Annotated in this window: 17 protein-coding genes and 1 tRNA gene; 13 read left to right on the forward strand and 5 right to left on the reverse strand. The window is 51.0% G+C overall.

Annotation, left to right across the window (positions count from 1 at the left end; all coding sequences use genetic code 11):
- Positions 1-7 precede the first annotated feature (7 nt).
- From rpoZ to HG1285_RS11610, 3 genes are read right to left on the reverse strand one after another with little or no spacing between them, the layout of a single operon-like run.
- Positions 8-214, reverse strand: coding sequence for a DNA-directed RNA polymerase subunit omega (gene rpoZ, locus HG1285_RS11620; RefSeq protein WP_008286970.1), 207 nt, complete (start codon positions 212-214; stop codon positions 8-10).
- Positions 198-845 (reverse strand): guanylate kinase, encoded by a 648-nt coding sequence (gmk, locus tag HG1285_RS11615; protein ID WP_008286971.1) that lies wholly within the window; start codon positions 843-845, stop codon positions 198-200. Before gmk ends, rpoZ begins: the two co-directional genes overlap by 17 nt.
- A 14-nt stretch (positions 846-859) precedes the next feature.
- Complete coding sequence (locus tag HG1285_RS11610) at positions 860-2,563, reverse strand: ABC transporter ATP-binding protein (protein ID WP_008286972.1); 1,704 nt, start codon at positions 2,561-2,563, stop codon at positions 860-862.
- A gap of 69 nt (positions 2,564-2,632) precedes the next feature.
- On the opposite strand from HG1285_RS11610, the gene flgG reads away from it, so the two are divergent.
- The 5 genes from flgG to HG1285_RS11585 all read left to right on the forward strand — a co-directional run bounded on the left by flgG (position 2,633) and on the right by HG1285_RS11585 (position 6,663).
- A complete protein-coding gene (gene flgG, locus HG1285_RS11605) occupies positions 2,633-3,421 on the forward strand; it encodes a flagellar basal-body rod protein FlgG (protein WP_008286973.1) in 789 nt (262 codons plus the stop codon).
- Positions 3,384-4,070 carry a flagellar basal body P-ring formation chaperone FlgA gene (gene flgA / locus HG1285_RS11600; RefSeq protein ID WP_198005430.1) on the forward strand — a complete coding sequence of 229 codons (687 nt, stop codon included), beginning with the start codon at positions 3,384-3,386 and terminating at the stop codon, positions 4,068-4,070. The genes flgG and flgA overlap by 38 nt, the downstream gene beginning before the upstream one ends.
- Before the next feature lie 110 nt (positions 4,071-4,180).
- Complete coding sequence (gene petA / locus HG1285_RS11595) at positions 4,181-4,729, forward strand: ubiquinol-cytochrome c reductase iron-sulfur subunit (protein ID WP_008286975.1); 549 nt, start codon at positions 4,181-4,183, stop codon at positions 4,727-4,729.
- 12 nt (positions 4,730-4,741) lie between these two features.
- Positions 4,742-5,965: a cytochrome bc complex cytochrome b subunit gene (locus HG1285_RS11590; protein ID WP_008286976.1), complete on the forward strand. Its 1,224-nt coding sequence runs from the start codon at positions 4,742-4,744 to the stop codon at positions 5,963-5,965.
- Positions 5,962-6,663, forward strand: coding sequence for a c-type cytochrome (locus HG1285_RS11585; RefSeq protein ID WP_008286977.1), 702 nt, complete (start codon positions 5,962-5,964; stop codon positions 6,661-6,663). The genes HG1285_RS11590 and HG1285_RS11585 overlap by 4 nt, the downstream gene beginning before the upstream one ends.
- A 27-nt stretch (positions 6,664-6,690) precedes the next feature.
- On the opposite strand, the gene HG1285_RS11580 is transcribed toward HG1285_RS11585, so the two are convergent.
- Complete coding sequence (locus tag HG1285_RS11580; protein WP_008286978.1) at positions 6,691-7,101, reverse strand: hypothetical protein; 411 nt, start codon at positions 7,099-7,101, stop codon at positions 6,691-6,693.
- A 56-nt stretch (positions 7,102-7,157) separates the two neighbouring features.
- On the opposite strand from HG1285_RS11580, the gene HG1285_RS11575 reads away from it, so the two are divergent.
- From HG1285_RS11575 to HG1285_RS11545, 8 genes are all read left to right on the forward strand, one after another.
- Positions 7,158-8,123 (forward strand): ABC transporter substrate binding protein, encoded by a 966-nt coding sequence (locus HG1285_RS11575; protein WP_008286979.1) that lies wholly within the window; start codon positions 7,158-7,160, stop codon positions 8,121-8,123.
- Complete coding sequence (locus HG1285_RS17280) at positions 8,120-10,075, forward strand: PAS domain-containing sensor histidine kinase (protein WP_008286980.1); 1,956 nt, start codon at positions 8,120-8,122, stop codon at positions 10,073-10,075. Before HG1285_RS11575 ends, HG1285_RS17280 begins: the two co-directional genes overlap by 4 nt.
- Positions 10,072-11,397, forward strand: coding sequence for a sigma-54 dependent transcriptional regulator (locus HG1285_RS11570; RefSeq protein WP_008286981.1), 1,326 nt, complete (start codon positions 10,072-10,074; stop codon positions 11,395-11,397). The genes HG1285_RS17280 and HG1285_RS11570 overlap by 4 nt, the downstream gene beginning before the upstream one ends.
- A 150-nt stretch (positions 11,398-11,547) precedes the next feature.
- Positions 11,548-12,051 (forward strand): DsrE family protein, encoded by a 504-nt coding sequence (locus tag HG1285_RS11565; RefSeq protein ID WP_008286982.1) that lies wholly within the window; start codon positions 11,548-11,550, stop codon positions 12,049-12,051.
- Between the two features lie 33 nt (positions 12,052-12,084).
- A complete protein-coding gene (locus HG1285_RS11560) occupies positions 12,085-13,671 on the forward strand; it encodes a hypothetical protein (RefSeq protein WP_008286983.1) in 1,587 nt (528 codons plus the stop codon).
- Positions 13,672-13,764: 93 nt separating this feature from the next.
- Positions 13,765-14,160: an OsmC family protein gene (locus HG1285_RS11555; RefSeq protein ID WP_008286984.1), complete on the forward strand. Its 396-nt coding sequence runs from the start codon at positions 13,765-13,767 to the stop codon at positions 14,158-14,160.
- Positions 14,148-14,939, forward strand: coding sequence for a tryptophan synthase subunit alpha (gene trpA / locus HG1285_RS11550; RefSeq protein WP_008286985.1), 792 nt, complete (start codon positions 14,148-14,150; stop codon positions 14,937-14,939). The genes HG1285_RS11555 and trpA overlap by 13 nt, the downstream gene beginning before the upstream one ends.
- 2 nt (positions 14,940-14,941) lie before the next feature.
- Positions 14,942-15,017 (forward strand) — tRNA-Val (locus tag HG1285_RS11545).
- Positions 15,018-15,029: 12 nt separating this feature from the next.
- Here the strand turns inward: HG1285_RS11545 and HG1285_RS18715 are convergent.
- Positions 15,030-16,085 carry a site-specific integrase gene (locus HG1285_RS18715; RefSeq protein ID WP_008286986.1) on the reverse strand — a complete coding sequence of 352 codons (1,056 nt, stop codon included), beginning with the start codon at positions 16,083-16,085 and terminating at the stop codon, positions 15,030-15,032.
- Between the last annotated feature and the right edge of the window lie 32 nt (positions 16,086-16,117).

Genomic DNA, 16,117 nt, shown 5'->3' on the forward strand with positions numbered 1-16,117 from the left:
AGTTGGGTCAGTCCTTCTTTACCACCTTCACCTTGCCTTCGGCTATGTCCTCTATGGACTGGAAGGTCTTCTTTATGAGCTCCCTCTCTCCTCTTATGAAGAAGTCATCCCCTTCCTGCAGGAGTTGCAGCGTTCTCCTCACCGCCGCGTGGACGAGTTCGTACCTTGAGCTGACCTGCTTCAGCGCGTTCTCTATATCAGGTCTCCTTGACATAGCAGTCACCTCCTTCTATCAACCCTATGAGCTCTTCGTTGTGAAGAACACCTTTCAAGTTCTTCAATATGCTCTCCTTCTCACACCTTGAAGCGATAATAATGCTCTTGAGCTGTTCCACGGCTTTGTCTATGAAGTCGTTAATTATAATATAATCAAACTCCCTCGCGCAGGGTATCTCACCCCGTGCCGTTGATAGTCTTCTCTGGGTGTTGCTGTCCCTGTATCCTCTGCCGACCATCCTCCTCTTAAGCTCTTCAAGGGACGGAGGCAGCAGGAACACGCTTACGGCATCCGGATAGAGTTTCTTTACCTTGAAAGCACCCTGAACGTCTATCACGAGTAGAGAGTCGTAGCCTTCCTTCAGGTTCCTCTCTATCTGGTCTCTGGGAGTGCCGTAGTAGTTCCCGTAAACGTTTGCGTACTCAAGGAATAGACCCTTCTCTATACCTTCCTCAAACTCCTCTTTGCTCATGAATATGTAGTCAACGCCGTGCTCCTCACCGGGTCTGGGTTCTCTCGTGGTAGCCGTGACCACCTTCCTTATGCCTTCAAGTTGCTGAACGAGCCTTCCGGCTATCGTGCTCTTGCCTGTGCCGGAGGGAGCTGAGAGTATGAAGAGCTTAGCCATCCTACCTCTAAGGATTATACCACCTTGCCCTCTTTGAAAATTCTGAAGAACTCTCCTCTCTTCTCAACGAGCGTATAAAAGTTGCCCTCCTCAACCAGCCTGCCCTCCCGCATCACCACTATCCTGTCGCACTCCATAACGTTTGAGAGCCTGTGAGCCACTATGAACATAGTCTTGCCCTGGAAAAACTCAAAGATGTTCTTTAAAAGTCTCTTCTCGGTGTTCATGTCCAGTGCAGAGGTGGCTTCGTCCAGTATGACTATCTCCGGGTTCTTCAGGAAAAGCCTCGCTATTGAGAGTCTCTGCCTCTCTCCCCCCGACAGGGAATAACCCCTCTCGCCTACGACGCTGTCCAGTCCCCTGTCCATATCCTCTACGAAGTCGCATAGGGCTAACTTCAAAGCCTGCCATATCTCCCTGTCTGTGGCGTCCGGCTTGGCTATCAGCATGTTCTCCCTTATGCTTGCGTTCAGCAGGAATGTATCCTGAGTAGCCATGCCTATCCTGCTGCGGAGGGAGTGGAGCTCAAACTCCCTCAGCTCGGTGCCGTCAACCTTCACACTGCCTGTGTAGTCTATGAGTCTCGGGATTATCTTCACCAAGGTGCTCTTGCCGGAGCCCGTATGACCGACGATACCCACCCTGTCTCCTTTGCGGACGTTGAGTCTGATGTCCTTTAGGATCTCCCTTCCCTCTACGACGACCCCCACGTTTCTGAACTCTATCATTTCCTTCAGACCAGAAAACTCAACGCTGCCGGAAGGTTCCTCCTCCATACTCAGGAGTTCTCTGAGCCTTGACACCACGGGCAGACTTCCCCTGAGGTTCATGAGGGCTTTCTGGGTGTTAAGAAGGGGCGGTTGAACCATGAAGAGGGCTGTGAGGTAGGATATGAAATCACCCGGGGTCATGTGCCCCTGAAGTATCCTGTAACCTCCGTAAAAAAGCACCCCGGCGACAACGATGTAACCTGAGATGTAGTTTATCGCCGTGTTCCCCGTTATGTAGAACTCCGCTTTAACCGAAGACCTGTATATCTTCTCGTTAAAGGTTCTGAACGCTTCCAAAAGCCTGTCCTCGGCGGAAAAGACCTTAACGTTCTCTATGCCCTGTAGAGTCTGGGAAAGGGTCTGGGTCAGTTCAGCGGTTCCCTCCTGAGTCCTCCTGAGGTGTTTGCCCTTCTTGCCGCCGAAGAACTTAACGGTGTAGCTCATTACCGGCAGCACCACGAGAAGGAGCAGGGTTAGGAGAAAGTCCCTGTAAACGAGCACGCCGAGCAGGGCTATTCCGACCAGGGGTTCCCTCAAAAGGGTGGGTATCTGGTCTATTAGTATCTGTCTCACCTTCTCAACGTCGCTCACGATCCTGCTTATAACGTCTCCGCTCTTACTCCTCACGAAGAAGGTGTAAGGGACTTTGAGGAGCTTGCTGAATATCTCCATCCTTATGTCCCTCAGGGTCTTCTCCGAAGCAAGGCTTACGAGATATTTGGAGGTGAAAAATCCCGCCTGCATCACTAAGGCTGAGGTCAGAAGAAGGGCAACCGTCTGGACAAGCCTCTCCTGGTCTTTGAGGACGAACACGTCGTCTATGATCCCCTTCACGAGCAGGGTTATGGAGGTGGCTCCTCCCGATTGAAGCAGAGAGCCGACGAGGGACAGAAAGAGAAGGGGAAGGTAGGGTTTTATCTTCTTAAAGAGCCACCGCAGGTTCTCCATTCAAGAAATTATAAAGAATTGGGGACACATGCCGATAATAGCCTTTTAAGAACAGGAGGAGGTGGCTTAATGTTCAGAGCGCTCTGGACTTCCGCATCGGGCATGACCGCCCAGCAGACAAACCTTGACGTCATATCCCACAACATGGCTAACGTGAACACTATAGGCTTTAAGAAGATGCGTCCGACCTTTCAAGACCTCATATACCAGACGGTAAGGGAGCCGGGAGCCCCTACCTCACCCACTACGAGGTCTCCCTCGGGCTTCCAGATAGGACTCGGGACTTACATAGCGGACACCTACGGGATCTTTACGCAGGGCAATATAAACCAGACCGGGAACACCCTTGACTTAGCCATTCAGGGGGACGGATTCTTTAAGGTCGTGCTCCCAGACGGAACCATAGCCTACACGAGGAACGGGCAGTTCAGGCTGGACAGGGACGGCAGGATAGTGAACAGCGACGGATACCCCTTAGACCCTGAAATAAGCATACCTCCGGACGCCTTGAGCATAGGTATAGCCGCCGACGGAACGGTTACAGTCCTCAGGCAGGGCGCTACCTCCGTTGAGGAGGTGGGCAGGATAGAGCTCGCAAAGTTCGTTAACCCCGCCGGTCTCAGGAGAGTGGGTAACAACCTTTATATACAGACTGACGCCTCCGGAGAGCCCCTCATAGACAACCCGGGAAACCAGGGTATAGGGACTCTGCTCCAGGGCTACCTTGAGTCCTCAAACGTGAACATAGTTGAGGAGATGGTAAACTTGATAATAGCCCAGAGGGCTTATGAGTTCAACACTAAGGGAATTACCGCGGCTGATGAAATGCTATCTCAGGCGGCTAACTTACGTCGTTAGTCTTTTACTGTTCGTGTCAACAGCCCTGTCAGGCAGCTTAGACAAGGAGGAAGTTGAAGAGCTCGTAAAGGAAGAGCTGCACTCACGCTTTAAGGGAGACGTGAGGCTGAAGAACCTCCGCGTGTTCCTACGTAAACCAATAGAGTTCGTCAGTATAGACAGGAAGGTGCTCAGCGTAAGGAGGGGAGAACCAAGGGGTAACTTCCACCTGTACCTGAAGACCAAAAGGGGATTCAGGAGGATTACAGCCACGCTGGAGCTTGAGTGGAAGTGCTCTCTTATCGTAGCCCAGGAAGACCTTTTGAAAGGTGAGCGTGTGTATCCCTGGCAGGTGGCTTATGAGGAGATGTTCATGGGCAGGTGTCCAAGGCAGGATATTGAATCTACCGAAGAGCTTATAAACTACGTGGCTCTCAGAACCGTTAAGAGGGGGGAGGTGCTCGTTAAGAGCTATCTGAAGAAGGAGCCTCTCGTGAGGAGAGGGCAGGAGGTCAGCGTGATATACAGGAGCGGAAACCTTGAGATAAGCTTCAGCGGAAAGGCTCTGGATACAGGCTTTTACGGAGATGTCATAAGGGTGAGGTCGTTCAACACAGGGAAGGTTCTCAGGGGGAGGGTTATATCCGAGGGCAGCGTCCTACTTAAGTAAAACCTAAGGCAAACGCCGTTATAAGAGAGAGTCATAAGAGTATTAGAAAATTTTTATATGATAAATGACATAAGGGTCATGATAAAATATCGGGGTCAGGAGGTAAGAGGATGGAAGCTTCAAGGAGAGATTTCATCAACGTAGCCATAGGCGGTATGGGTGTTGTCGGCGCGGTGGGTGTTCTCTACCCCATAGTCAAGACCCTTGCACCGAGTGCAGCCTCAACCACGGAGGCTAAGGCTGAGATAGACATTACCAAGGTTCCTGAGCTCGGCATAAGGGTTACCTCCTATAAGGGTAAGCCCCTCTTCGTCGTCAAGCTACCTAAGGATGCCTCTCAGAAATACAGCTACAAACTGAACGAGTCCGCAAAGAACAGCGCGGGCAAGCACAACATGGACATTCTGGGAGACAAGACGGTCTTTGCCCTCATAGGGGTTTGCACCCACCTCGGTTGTATTCCCCTCTGGAAGCCCCAGGGTGCCGACATATCTGGTGGCAATCCAACCTTCCACTGCCCCTGCCACGGAGGCTTTTATACTCCCTGGGGAGACGTTATAGGAGGTCCTCCTCCGAGACCGCTTTGGGTTCCTCCCCAGAAGCTTGAGGGTAACAAGCTCGTAGTAGGTGAAGCAGGATTCGTGGAGCAACTCGTCTAAGGAGGTATAGAGATGTTGAAGCGCTTGGTTGACTGGATAGACGAGAGGGCGCACGTAAGGGACCTTTACAGGGAGCAGATGGTTGAGTACAAGGTTCCCAAGAACCTCACCTTTCCTTACGTGTTCGGTGTTCTAGCCCTTACGACCTTCGCCATACAGATAATCTCCGGGATCATCCTCATAATGTATTACAAGCCCCTCATAGCTCACGCCTTTGACAGCACCAACTTCACCATAATGAAGGAGATATCCTTCGGGTGGCTCTTTAGAAACATACACGCCGCCGGAGCCAACTTCTTCCTCGCAATAGTTTACCTTCACATGTTTACGGGCATATACTACAACGCTTACAAGAAGCCGAGGGAGCTCGTCTGGATAATAGGATGGGTGATATTCTTCGTTCTCCTGATGACAGCCCTTTCAGGGTACCTGCTCCCCTGGGGACAGCTCTCTTACTGGGGAATGATAGTTACCACTGAGATACCCATGTCCCTCGGTGATGCACCCTTCCTGAAGGGTCTGCTCGGAGCCATAGGTGAGACGGTGTCCATATGGATGAAGGGAGGGTACAAGCTTGAGGACCTCGCCCTCGGCAGGTTCTTCGGTCTTCACGTCCTCTTCCTACCGCTGACGCTGCTCGCATTGATAGGCATACACCTCTTCCTTGTGAGGGCTGCGGGTATATCCAACCCGGACGGATACGAGATAGACAAGAAGAACGAGCCCGAGAAGGTAGTTCCCTTCCATCCATACATGACCCTCAAAGAGGGTGCCTATACGATGTGGTACCTCGCTCTATTCTTCTTCTTCGTGTTCTTCCACATGTCCCACTTCCTGCCAGCCGATAACTTTGAGCCTGCGGATCCTCTAAAGACACCACCCCACATAGCTCCCGAGTGGTACCTGCTCGGTTTCTATGAGATATTCAGGTCTATCCCAAGTAAGTTCTGGGGCTTCGTAGCCTTCAACCTGTCACTCGTGTTCCTGCTCATACTTCCCTTCCTTGACTTCTCTCCCATAAAGAGTGCGAGGAGGAGACCTCTCTTCTTCGTTATGTTCGTGGTGTTCGTGATATCTGCAATAGCTCTTACCATACTCGGAACTATGGCACCCACGCCGACCAACGCGAAGCTGGGGATGTTCTTCACCTTTACCACGTTCCTGTTCTTCCTGTCCCTGCCGGTAATCTCCTTCCTTGAGTGGGGCTGGTATAAAGCAAGAGGAGGTCAGTCATGAGCACATGGGGATTAATTAAGACGGTTTTCTTTTCAGGTCTAACGGTCATATTCTTCTTCGTAATATGGATAAAGAACCCATTCGCACCCCACCACGAATACGAGATTCCCGAAGAGGCTGAGAAAATAATCAACGATCCCAAGGCTGCCGTTGAAGGCAGGGAGCTCTTCAAGCAAAACTGCGCGAGCTGCCACTCCCTCAGATACGATGGTATATACCTTATGTCCGTTACCGCAAAGCCCGAGTGGGCTCAGATAGAGAAGACCCATGGAAAACCCATACTTGAGATGAAGGACGGGAAGCCTGTGGTAAGGGGCTACTTCGTTCCGAGGGACGTTTACGAGTCCGTAGCCATAGCCGACCTCCAGGGGCTCAAAGCCTCCTTCGGAAAGATACCCCCAGACCTTTCAACCCTGTACCTGGCGAGGGGCGCAGGCTACCTATACCAGTTCATAGCCGATCCTCAGAAGGTTCTCCCCGGCACGACGATGCCCAAGCTCTTCTTCCCCGAATACGACAAGGAAGCCCCCCAGAAGGTAGCCAAGATAGTCGCCTACATGAGGTCTGTGAACGAACCCCCACCCGGCGAGAAGGCTAAGAGAGCTCTGATGGGTGTCGTAACGATAGGCTACTTCATAGCTATGGGTGCTCTGCTCTGGATATACAGGAAGAAGATAGCCTCTCAGATGGGTCACTAAAGACCACCGCCCCTTCGGGGGCGGTCTTTAAAAACCCCTTACAACCCACTCTCCTCTTATCCTGATGAGTTCCAAGTTGTCAGTCATATAACATGTCCTTCCGCGCTCTATGTAGGACCCTCCGCACCTGCGGATTAGCTCGTTAAGCACCACGGCGCTGACGAAGGGAGTCGGGTTTTTATACAGGTCTGCCAGTTTGAGCCTCTCCCTTATTTCCTTTTCAATCTCCCATAGGTTCCTCTTGAACCTTAGCCCGTACTTAACCTGGGCGAAGTAGGTGTTTTCGTCTATCTTCACCGTGGTGAGAACCCTGACCTCCTCCACCTCTGCAAAGAGCCCGTATCTGCCTTCAAGGAACTTCTCTATGGCGCTTACCGGGGGTTCTTCGCCGCAGGAGAGGGTTAGGAAGAGGAATGCTGTAAAAAGAACTCTTATCATCGTGATTAGTGTAATTTATTTCCGTATCGGGCATGGGAGGGTATATTTTCAGTAAGATGAGGTTCTTACTTGTCTTTGCGCTCGTTCTCTCCGTCCTCGCCTGCGAAAGCTCTCAGGATAGGGAGTACCGCATAGCCGTATTCATATCGGGCGAGGGGAGGATGGCTAAGGTCAAGGGTTTTCAGGACGGTCTGAAAGACCTTGGTATTGATAAGGTTAGCTACGAATTCTACGAGGGGAACAATACCCTCGGCAAGATGGGTGAACTCGCCCAGGAGCTTGCCCTTAGACAGGAGGATTACGACCTCATAGTCGTCGGGGGTAGCCTTGAGGCTTACATGGTTAAGACAGCGAGCGGAAAGCTCAAGACTCCCGTTGTGATACTTGGGGGAACTAGCATACTCCAGTGGGGGCTTACCGAGAGCCTCTCAAAGCCCTCCGAGAACATAACGGGAGTGGACAACCTCAACGCTGAGCTCATGGAAAAGAGGGTTGAGCTCTTCTCCAAGATGTTTCCGAGGATAAGGAAGGTTCTCGTCTTCTGCAACCCCCAGTTTGAAGCTTCCAAGAACGCTACGAGGATAACCATAAGAGCCGGCAGGAAGTTCGGCATAAAGGTAGTCCCCTTGAACGTCAGAGACGTAAAGGAGCTTGAATACATAATAAGCAACATGAGAACGGACGGCTACGATGCGATAATAATAACGCCTTGCTTCTATACGGAGAACTTCCTGACTACGTATATACTGCACTACGCTAACTTTCATCAGGTTCCCGTCTTCTGCCACTCTCCCGGACTCGTTAAGAAGGGGTGTCACGTGGCTTACGGCACCTCGGGCTATGAGCAGGGCTTTCAGGCTGCCCACATAGCCTACAAGATACTGAACGGAACTCCTGTCCAGCACGTTCCCTTTGAGAGAGCCTATTACCCACGCCTCGCTGTGAACGAGACCGCCCTAACGGAACTGGGGGTCGCTTACAACAGAGAGTTCTTCACATACGTTGACGAGGTCGTGAAATGAAGCTCTCCCTTAAGGCGAGGGTCGTCATGCTCCTCGTGGTGCTCACCCTTATTCCCCTCGCCCTTTACTTCTACCACAACTCCGCCATGAGGAAGAAGGTGCTGGATGACAGGCTGAGATTTCACAGCCTCTACGCCTCTTCTGTGGTCAGCCGTGTGGAGCTGTTTCTGGAGAGGGTTATGTCTGAAACGGACTCGGCCGTTTACCTCTACAGGAACTTCGGCTTCTCCGAGGAGGATATAATCTGGAGGGTTACGGGACACATAAAGGGCATATTTGAGGGGGCTTTCTACTCTCCCGACGGCATACTGATGAGCGCTGTCAGCAGAGAGAGCTCTGAACCGAAGTTTGAGAAGTTCATCAGGATAGACAGCTCAAAGAGGATCCTCGGGATACTGCACACCCAGTACAAAGAGCCCTTCCTGAGGTTCTCTATACCGGACGTTGAGAACGGCGTATTCAGAGGGCTATTCGTCTTCTCTCTTGATCTGTCCCTCTTCTGGCAGTCGGTGGTGTCGGCAAAACCCACACCGAACACCGAGGTCTTCCTCGCCGATGGAGAGGGAAACGTACTCGCCTTCAGTGACATGAGATTTTCTGACAGGAAGAAGATGCCCCTCAGGAGGGGCATATACAGGTCAAACATAACGGGTGTGGACGTCGTTGGGGTTTACGCCCGGAGCGAGGACGGCAAGTGGCTCGTCTTTGTGGAAGAGCCGGTGGGTGCGGTGCTGCAGCCGCTATACAGCTTTCAGCAGAAGGCTATGGTTGCCGGTTCACTGTTCATACTGAGCGTAGGAGGGTTCGCTATATTCGTCTTCCTGAGGATATTCAAACCTCTGGAGAACCTCAAGAACCACATAATCTCTTGGGAGGAGGAGAATATAAGGAAGCCAATAGAGTCAGGTGACGAGGTTGATGAGCTCTCCCAGGCTTTTGAGAACCTGATAAGGAGGCTTGAGGAGGATAGAAAACTCTACCTTTCTCTCTTTGAGAACACCCTTGACGGCGTGATCGTCTTCAATTCGGAGAGAAGGATAATAGACGTCAACAGGACTGTCCTTGAGAGCTTTAAGGTGAAAAAGGAGGAACTCATAGGTAAGCACATGAGGGAGCTTGTAGGGGAGGAGCTTCCCTTCATGAGCCTCTTCTTCTCGGAGAAGAAATTGAAGCTCAAGGACGAAGTGTTCTGCCAGTTGAGACAGGAGGTTCTGAGGATAGAGGGCAGGCTTTACGTGCTTTGGAGGATCAGAGACGTATCCCAGGAGAGGGAGTTGAAGGTTCTCCTTGAGCAGACAGCTAAGCTGTCCCTTGCAGGTGAGATAGCCTGTTCCGTTGCCCACCAGATAAACAACCCCCTCGCCTCCATAATGGGCTACGCCGAGAGCATATCCATGAGCACCGAGGACAGGGAAGCCAAGGAGAAGGCGGAGGTCATATTCAAACAGGCACAGAAGTGTGCCGAGACGGTCAGAAAGCTCCTGGACATAGGTAAACCCTTTGAAGGCAAGCCGGACTACGTCAAACCGGAGGAACTGACCATAGACGCTATAAACATGCTTTCACCTAAAGCCAAGAGGAAACAGGTGAGACTTGAGTTTGAAAGCTCCCTGAACGGAGAGAGGCTCTTTACCTTTCCATGGCAGGTAGAGCAGGTCTTGATAAACGTTATAGACAACGCCATTGACGCCTCACCCAGAAACGGTAAGGTCAGCGTAAGGCTCCTGAAGGAAAACGGTAGTATAGTCTGGAGGGTTGAGGACGAGGGACCGGGCATAGAAGAGCTTGAGAAGGTGTTCAAACCCTTTTACACCACCAAACCTTACGGAACAGGTCTGGGACTACCCTTGGCGAGGAGGTTCATGCGCAACCTCGGCGGAGATGTTAAGATACAGAACAGACCTGAGGGGGGAACTTTGGTGGAGATATACGTCTCAGAGGGAAGGACATGAGGGTTCTCGTTGTTGAGGACGAGAAGGACTTCAGAGAGCTCCTGACAGAACACCTGCGAGGTCTTGGCTACCAGACGGAAGGCGCGTGTGACCTTGAGGAAGCCTATGAGGTACTTGAAGAGAGGGATTTTTCCGTGGTTTTGCTTGACCTCTTCTTGCCGGACGGCAACGGAATGGAACTCCTGAAGTGGATAAGGGAGAACTCAGCCCTTACGGAGGTAGTTGTTATAACAGGACACGGTACCATAAAGACCGCCGTGGAGGCTATAAAGCTCGGAGCCTATGACTTCCTGACGAAACCATGCTCGCTCAAGGAGGTTGAGATAACCATAAAGAAGGCTGTTGAGTCAAGGGGAATAAAGAGGGAGAACCTCCTCTACAAGAAGGAAAAGAGGCTATCCCTTGATTACGGGGGGTTCGTCTTTGAGAGCAGGGCTATGAAGGAGGTAATAGAGAAGGTTGATAGGATAGCCTGCTCCGACTGTCCGGTGTTAATAACGGGTGAGAGCGGTGTGGGTAAGGAAGTGATCGCCAGCATAATCCACAGGAACAGCGACAGGGCGGATAAGCCCATGGTGGCTCTCAACATAGCCTCCATACCAAAGGAGCTTATAGAGGCTGAGCTCTTCGGATACGAAAAGGGAGCCTTTACTGGGGCTGATAGTGGGAAGGAGGGTTTCTTTGAGCTCGCCGACGGGAGCACCCTCTTCCTTGACGAGATTGGTGAGATGGATATGTCCCTTCAGGCGAAGCTCTTGAGGGCAATTGAGACGAGCAAGTTTTACAGGATAGGGGGACGCAGGGAGATAGAGAGCAACGTGAGGATAATAACCGCCACCAACAGGCACCTCGGGGAGCTCGTCAGGAGGGGTGAGTTCAGGGAAGACCTCTACTACAGGCTCAACGTCGTGGAGATAAACATACCCCCTCTCAGGGAGAGGAGGGAGGACATACTTCCTTTAGCATACCACTTCTTAGACCTCTTCAACAGGAAGTACTCAAAGAACATAAAGGGCTTTACGGCGAGGGCTGAGAACTCTCTTACCTCTTACCCCTGGTACGGGAACGTAAGGGAGCTCAAGAACATAGTTGAGAGGGCTGTCCTCTTCTCCGACGGGGACAGGATAGACTCGGAGGACATATCCTGTCTGTTCACCCACCAGGAGAGCAAAAAGAGCTTTAAAACCATAAAGGACGTGGAGAGGGAATACATAACTGAGATACTCAAACAGGTGAACTTCAACAAGAGAAAGGCTTCGGAGATACTGGGGATACCTCTAAGGACGCTCTACAGGAAGTTGGAGAGCTACGGTATAGAGTAGTGCCATTTTGGCAAAGGGTTGCCATTTTGACAACCCGAAGGCATCTCTTCTCCCAGCACGGGAACGCACTAAATACGTGAGTATCAACACTTACCCCACTTTGGCACGTACCTTGCAAATAGGCAGGGAAAATCGTAGGAGGTGTGTGCCATGGACAGGAGGAACTTTTTCAAAGTGGGTGCAGCGGCCATGTCCGTGCCAATATTGAGCACTGTAGCGGCTGCCAAGAACGTCAGACTGAGCTTTGACGACCTGAAGAAGGAGGCAAAGGTAAATGTCATATACCACGCCGACTTCCCTCAGGAAAAGAGGTTCAAAACCATGCTCAGGAACATCACCAACCACCTCTCCGTTTACGACTTTGACCCCTTCAAGGTGAAGATAGTTGTCGTGTCCCACGGAGCCGGGGGTAAATTCCTCCTGAAGGACCTGAAAGGAACCAAGTGGGCAAAGGAGCCCATAGACCAGAAAGCCCTCAGGATCAAGATGGAGGAGCTCCTTCAGTACGGAGTGGAGTTCTACCTCTGCGGTATAACCGTCAAGAGGGCTAAGCTGATGGGCAAGCTCTACGACTTTGTGAAGATAGTTCCTTCGGGAGTTGGAACGGTCGCCCACCTTCAGACCCTTGGTTACGCCTACATAAAGGTTCAGTAATTCAAGATTTCTGACTAAAAAGGAGGGGAAGATATGAAGAAGTTAGCACTGGCAGGGGCAGCGCTCGGGGCGGCGGCTCTTCTTACGCCTGAGACCTCCCACGCTATAAGGGTGTGGAGCGCATCCACCCAGCAGTTTTTAGACATAAACTTCCTGATACAGACCTGGTTCAGGTATCAGAAGATAGACGATGAGAACAGACCGAACTTCGTGGAAGCTCCGAGCAATAACTTTGACACATCCTTCAGAAGGATAAGGTTCAGGCTCGGGGGTAGTTACAACAAGTACTTCAAGTTCAACTTCGTCGTAAGGCTCAACAACACAGGCAGAGATGCCTACATAGCACCCTTTGGGGGACAGCCGCCCGGATATCTCAGGCAGGGAGGGCTCCTCGGAGGCAGAAACCTCGCCCTCCACGAGCTTGACCTAAAGTTTGCCCTCCACGAGATGTTTGGGGCGAGCGGGTGGATAATAGACGCCCACCTCGGTTTTCCAAGGGTTCCACTCGGTAGGGAGCAGTACGGAAGGACAGGGTTTGATAACCTTGAGTCCGACAGGACCTTCGCTACGCTCAGGTGGACACATCTAACGGTAGCGAACGTTACGGGTAGAGCCTACGGTGGATTTATACACGTTAGGAAGGGCAACAAGGCTAAGGGCTTTAAGAAGATAACCTGGGACGGCTTCGTTGGTGTCTTTGACGGCTTTAAGGGGATAGAGCAGCCGTGGGATGAGACCGCAAGGGTTGGAGCTGCGGGGACAGTGGATTCTGTATGTCAACCACCCGGACCCAATTTTGCAAAGTGTCTTTCACAACTAAGGAGCAACTCCAAGGATTCATTCCTGTATACCTTCAGGACGACCCTCATGCTAGGCAAGCCCGAGGGTAAACCTAAGGGTCTGAACTGGCTTTACAGGGACACCTACCTCGGAAAGAGGAAAGGCGTGACCCTGGGACTGTCCTACGCAATGCAGAACGACATAGACCAGGAGCTTATAACCGATGTTCAGGGTCCTGCTCCTGGCATTACAGGAAGTGGTGGAACTCAGGCTGGAGCAGGCTCGGTTCAGGTAAGAGTTCCCTATATGATATTACCCAACCCCATTGCTCAATTCAGCAATGTTGCCAACAATCCCGTTGACATGCAGATGTATGGAGCTGACATAGCCATACATTACGGACCTCTCACGCTCATAGGGGAAATAGGTCAACACCAGTTCAAAGGAGTGTGGCTTAGCTCCTCTAATCCAAGTGAAGATTTTAAGAACAAGTGGCTCATAGCTAAAGCAGCATGGGTTATAAACCCCGGAAGCGTCCACCTCTGGGAACCCTACGTCAGTTACTACGAGTGGAATCCTGATATAAAAGAAGCTCCATGTGGTGGAGGAAATGTATGTGCCTACGGTGATGCGGCAAACTTCATAAAGAAGAACAAATGGACAAGCAACGCTACAGCCCAAGCCACACTCGGAAAGATAAAGGTGACCTCCGTTGGAATCAACTACTGGTACGATAAGGCTAAGCTCTTCGGGTGGACCTTTGAGTACCAGACTTACGACGAGGAAAGGAACGAGATAGATAACGACGCCTTCACCGTTCAGTTCAGGTTCGTATTCTAAACCCGGTATGGCTGCTTTCGGTAGCTAAGTGTCCAGCCCCTCTGGACCGCCCCCTTCCTCTTTTTTTTCTTTTCTCTTATAATTCTTCCCTCTATGGAAGAGAAGGAAGTTCTTTTAAGGCTCTCCGAAGAGGGAACCTACACCGCGGAGATGTCCTCGGGCAGTATAGAGGTGGGAGAGAAGGGATTAAAGCCGATGGAGCTCCTCCTTGTATCCCTCGCCGGATGCTCCGGGGTGGACGTTTACACCATCCTCAAGAAAAAGAGACAAAAAGTTGAAGACGTTGAGATAGAGGTTAAAGGTTTCAGAAGAGACGCGCACCCGCGCGTGTATGAAAGTATAAAGATTAACTACAGAATAAAGGGTGACGTTGAACCAAAGGCTGTGGAGCAGGCTATAAAGCTCTCCCTTGATAAGTACTGCAGCGTTCACGCCATGCTTAAGAACTCCTGTGAGATAGAGGTGAGTTACGAGATATGTCAGAGCTGAGAGATAAGTTTGATGAGCTAAGGAAGAAAGGAGAAAGAACCCTTGTAGCCTACCTAATGGTCGGTTATCCTGACTACGAGAGTTCCCTCAAGGCTATAGACATCGTCCTTGAGAATGGTGTTGACATAATTGAGCTTGGCTTCCCCTTCTCAGACCCCGTTGCCGACGGACCCACCATACAGCTCGCCCACGAGGTCGCCCTGAGAAACGGGATAAGGTCGGAGCAGGTGTTTGAAGCCTCTCAGAAGATAAAGGAAAAGTTCCCCGACGTTCCGATACTCCTGATGACCTATTACAATCCCATATTCCGTATTGGACATGAAAAGTTCTGTGAGCTTTCAAGGAATAGCGGTGTGAGCGGTTTTATAGTTCCAGACTTACCACCCGAGGAGTGTGAAGGGCTGAAGTATGAGATGAGAAAACACGACCTATCTCTTGTTCTCCTCGCATCGCCCACGAGCACGCAGGGGCGCCTCAAATTGATATGCGAAAAATCAGACGACATGGTTTACTTCGTCTCCATAACGGGAACGACAGGGGCAAGGACAAAGCTCCCCTTTGAAGAGCTCAGGAGCAACCTCAATACTTACAGGGAGTGCTGTGATAAACCTGTAGTGGTTGGCTTCGGTGTGTCCAGAGGAGAACACGCCAGGAGGATATCCGAGTCTGCGGACGGGGTAGTGGTGGGAAGCCTCTTCGTAAAACTCACCTCTGAAGGGAAGTTTGAGGAGCTCGCTGGAAAGGTCAGGGAGCTTAAGGAAGGGACTATAATTAAATAGTCGGGCGGTTAGCTCAGCTGGGAGAGCGCCATCCTCACACGATGGAGGTCGGCGGTTCAAGTCCGCCACCGCCCACCATTTGAGCAACCTCTACTTCTCACTTGCCGAAGAACTGCCGAAATTAGGAACGGACTCTACCACACTTCGGAGGTAGTCGTCTGTAAGGTGGGCATACCTTTTGGTTACTGAAGGAGATGAGTGTCCTAAGAGGTTCTGGACAGCGTATATATCCTTTGAATTCATGGCGACCCAGCTCGCAAAGGTGTGCCTGAGGTCATGGAACCTGAAATCTTTTATACCTGCTTTTTCACAAGCGGTTTTGAAAACTCTCCTGTAAGTTTTATCCTCGTATTTATATGGAAGTCCGAAGCGGTTGGTAAATATATAGCCGTGTTCTTTCCTCTCAAGCCCTTGAAGGAGCTTCTTCACCGTAGCGTTCATAGGTAACTTCCTTACCTTACCGGATTTAGAGCTTGCTTCCCTCACCGTTATAACTCCCCTTTCAAAGTCCACATCTTCCCACCTCAGGGAGAATATCTCTCCCGCCCTGAGTCCCGTGTTCAGGGCAAATATCACTACGGGCTTGAACCACTCCGGGCAGGCTGAAATTAACCTCTGAGCCTCCCTCTCACTGAGGAACCTCAGCCTCTCCCTGTCCGCATTTCTGAACTTTTCTATCTTCGGCAACTCTCCGTCAAAGAGACCTGCTTCTTTTGCCCGTCTGAGTATGCTCCCGAGTATGTTCAGCTCCATGTTTATAGTCTGTGGCTTGACCCCTTCCTCAAGCCTCTTCTTTTTGTAGCTCTCTACGAGAAAGGTGCTGATCTGGGATAGCTTCCTGCTCCCGAAGAACTCCTCCAGCCTCCTTGCCCTCCTTATGTTTTCCTCTTTGCTCTTTTCCCTTGCTGTGCTCTTCTTCCTGTACCACTCTATATACACCCTAACCGCATCGGAAAAGGTTGTCTTTCTCTCCTTCTGCGGTATATACTCTCCCCTTATTATCCGAGACCTTATCTCGTTAGCTATCTCCTTAGCCACCGTCTTACTCACCACCCCTATCTTCTCGTAATACCTCTGCCCCTTATACATGAACTCAAAATAAAAGACCTTCCCTCTCTTCCTGAGATACCCTTCTCCTCTCGCCATACTTCTTATTTTAGCCTTATCATGAAAACAAT

The organism is Hydrogenivirga sp. 128-5-R1-1, assembly GCF_000171895.1.

What these genes read in the sequence shown, in the direction of transcription:
- HG1285_RS11560 (WP_008286983.1), top strand. Translation starts at nt 12,085, where the DNA reads ATGAAGAAGTTAGCACTGGCAGGGGCAGCGCTCGGGGCGGCGGCTCTT.
- HG1285_RS11585 (WP_008286977.1), top strand. Translation starts at nt 5,962, where the DNA reads ATGAGCACATGGGGATTAATTAAGACGGTTTTCTTTTCAGGTCTAACG.
- trpA (WP_008286985.1), top strand. Translation starts at nt 14,148, where the DNA reads ATGTCAGAGCTGAGAGATAAGTTTGATGAGCTAAGGAAGAAAGGAGAA.
- HG1285_RS11590 (WP_008286976.1), top strand. Translation starts at nt 4,742, where the DNA reads ATGTTGAAGCGCTTGGTTGACTGGATAGACGAGAGGGCGCACGTAAGG.
- HG1285_RS11610 (WP_008286972.1), bottom strand. Translation starts at nt 2,563, where the DNA reads ATGGAGAACCTGCGGTGGCTCTTTAAGAAGATAAAACCCTACCTTCCC.
- rpoZ (WP_008286970.1), bottom strand. Translation starts at nt 214, where the DNA reads ATGTCAAGGAGACCTGATATAGAGAACGCGCTGAAGCAGGTCAGCTCA.
- gmk (WP_008286971.1), bottom strand. Translation starts at nt 845, where the DNA reads ATGGCTAAGCTCTTCATACTCTCAGCTCCCTCCGGCACAGGCAAGAGC.
- HG1285_RS17280 (WP_008286980.1), top strand. Translation starts at nt 8,120, where the DNA reads ATGAAGCTCTCCCTTAAGGCGAGGGTCGTCATGCTCCTCGTGGTGCTC.
- HG1285_RS11575 (WP_008286979.1), top strand. Translation starts at nt 7,158, where the DNA reads ATGAGGTTCTTACTTGTCTTTGCGCTCGTTCTCTCCGTCCTCGCCTGC.
- HG1285_RS11565 (WP_008286982.1), top strand. Translation starts at nt 11,548, where the DNA reads ATGGACAGGAGGAACTTTTTCAAAGTGGGTGCAGCGGCCATGTCCGTG.
- HG1285_RS11555 (WP_008286984.1), top strand. Translation starts at nt 13,765, where the DNA reads ATGGAAGAGAAGGAAGTTCTTTTAAGGCTCTCCGAAGAGGGAACCTAC.
- HG1285_RS11580 (WP_008286978.1), bottom strand. Translation starts at nt 7,101, where the DNA reads ATGATAAGAGTTCTTTTTACAGCATTCCTCTTCCTAACCCTCTCCTGC.
- flgA (WP_198005430.1), top strand. Translation starts at nt 3,384, where the DNA reads ATGAAATGCTATCTCAGGCGGCTAACTTACGTCGTTAGTCTTTTACTG.
- HG1285_RS11570 (WP_008286981.1), top strand. Translation starts at nt 10,072, where the DNA reads ATGAGGGTTCTCGTTGTTGAGGACGAGAAGGACTTCAGAGAGCTCCTG.
- petA (WP_008286975.1), top strand. Translation starts at nt 4,181, where the DNA reads ATGGAAGCTTCAAGGAGAGATTTCATCAACGTAGCCATAGGCGGTATG.
- flgG (WP_008286973.1), top strand. Translation starts at nt 2,633, where the DNA reads ATGTTCAGAGCGCTCTGGACTTCCGCATCGGGCATGACCGCCCAGCAG.
- HG1285_RS18715 (WP_008286986.1), bottom strand. Translation starts at nt 16,085, where the DNA reads ATGGCGAGAGGAGAAGGGTATCTCAGGAAGAGAGGGAAGGTCTTTTAT.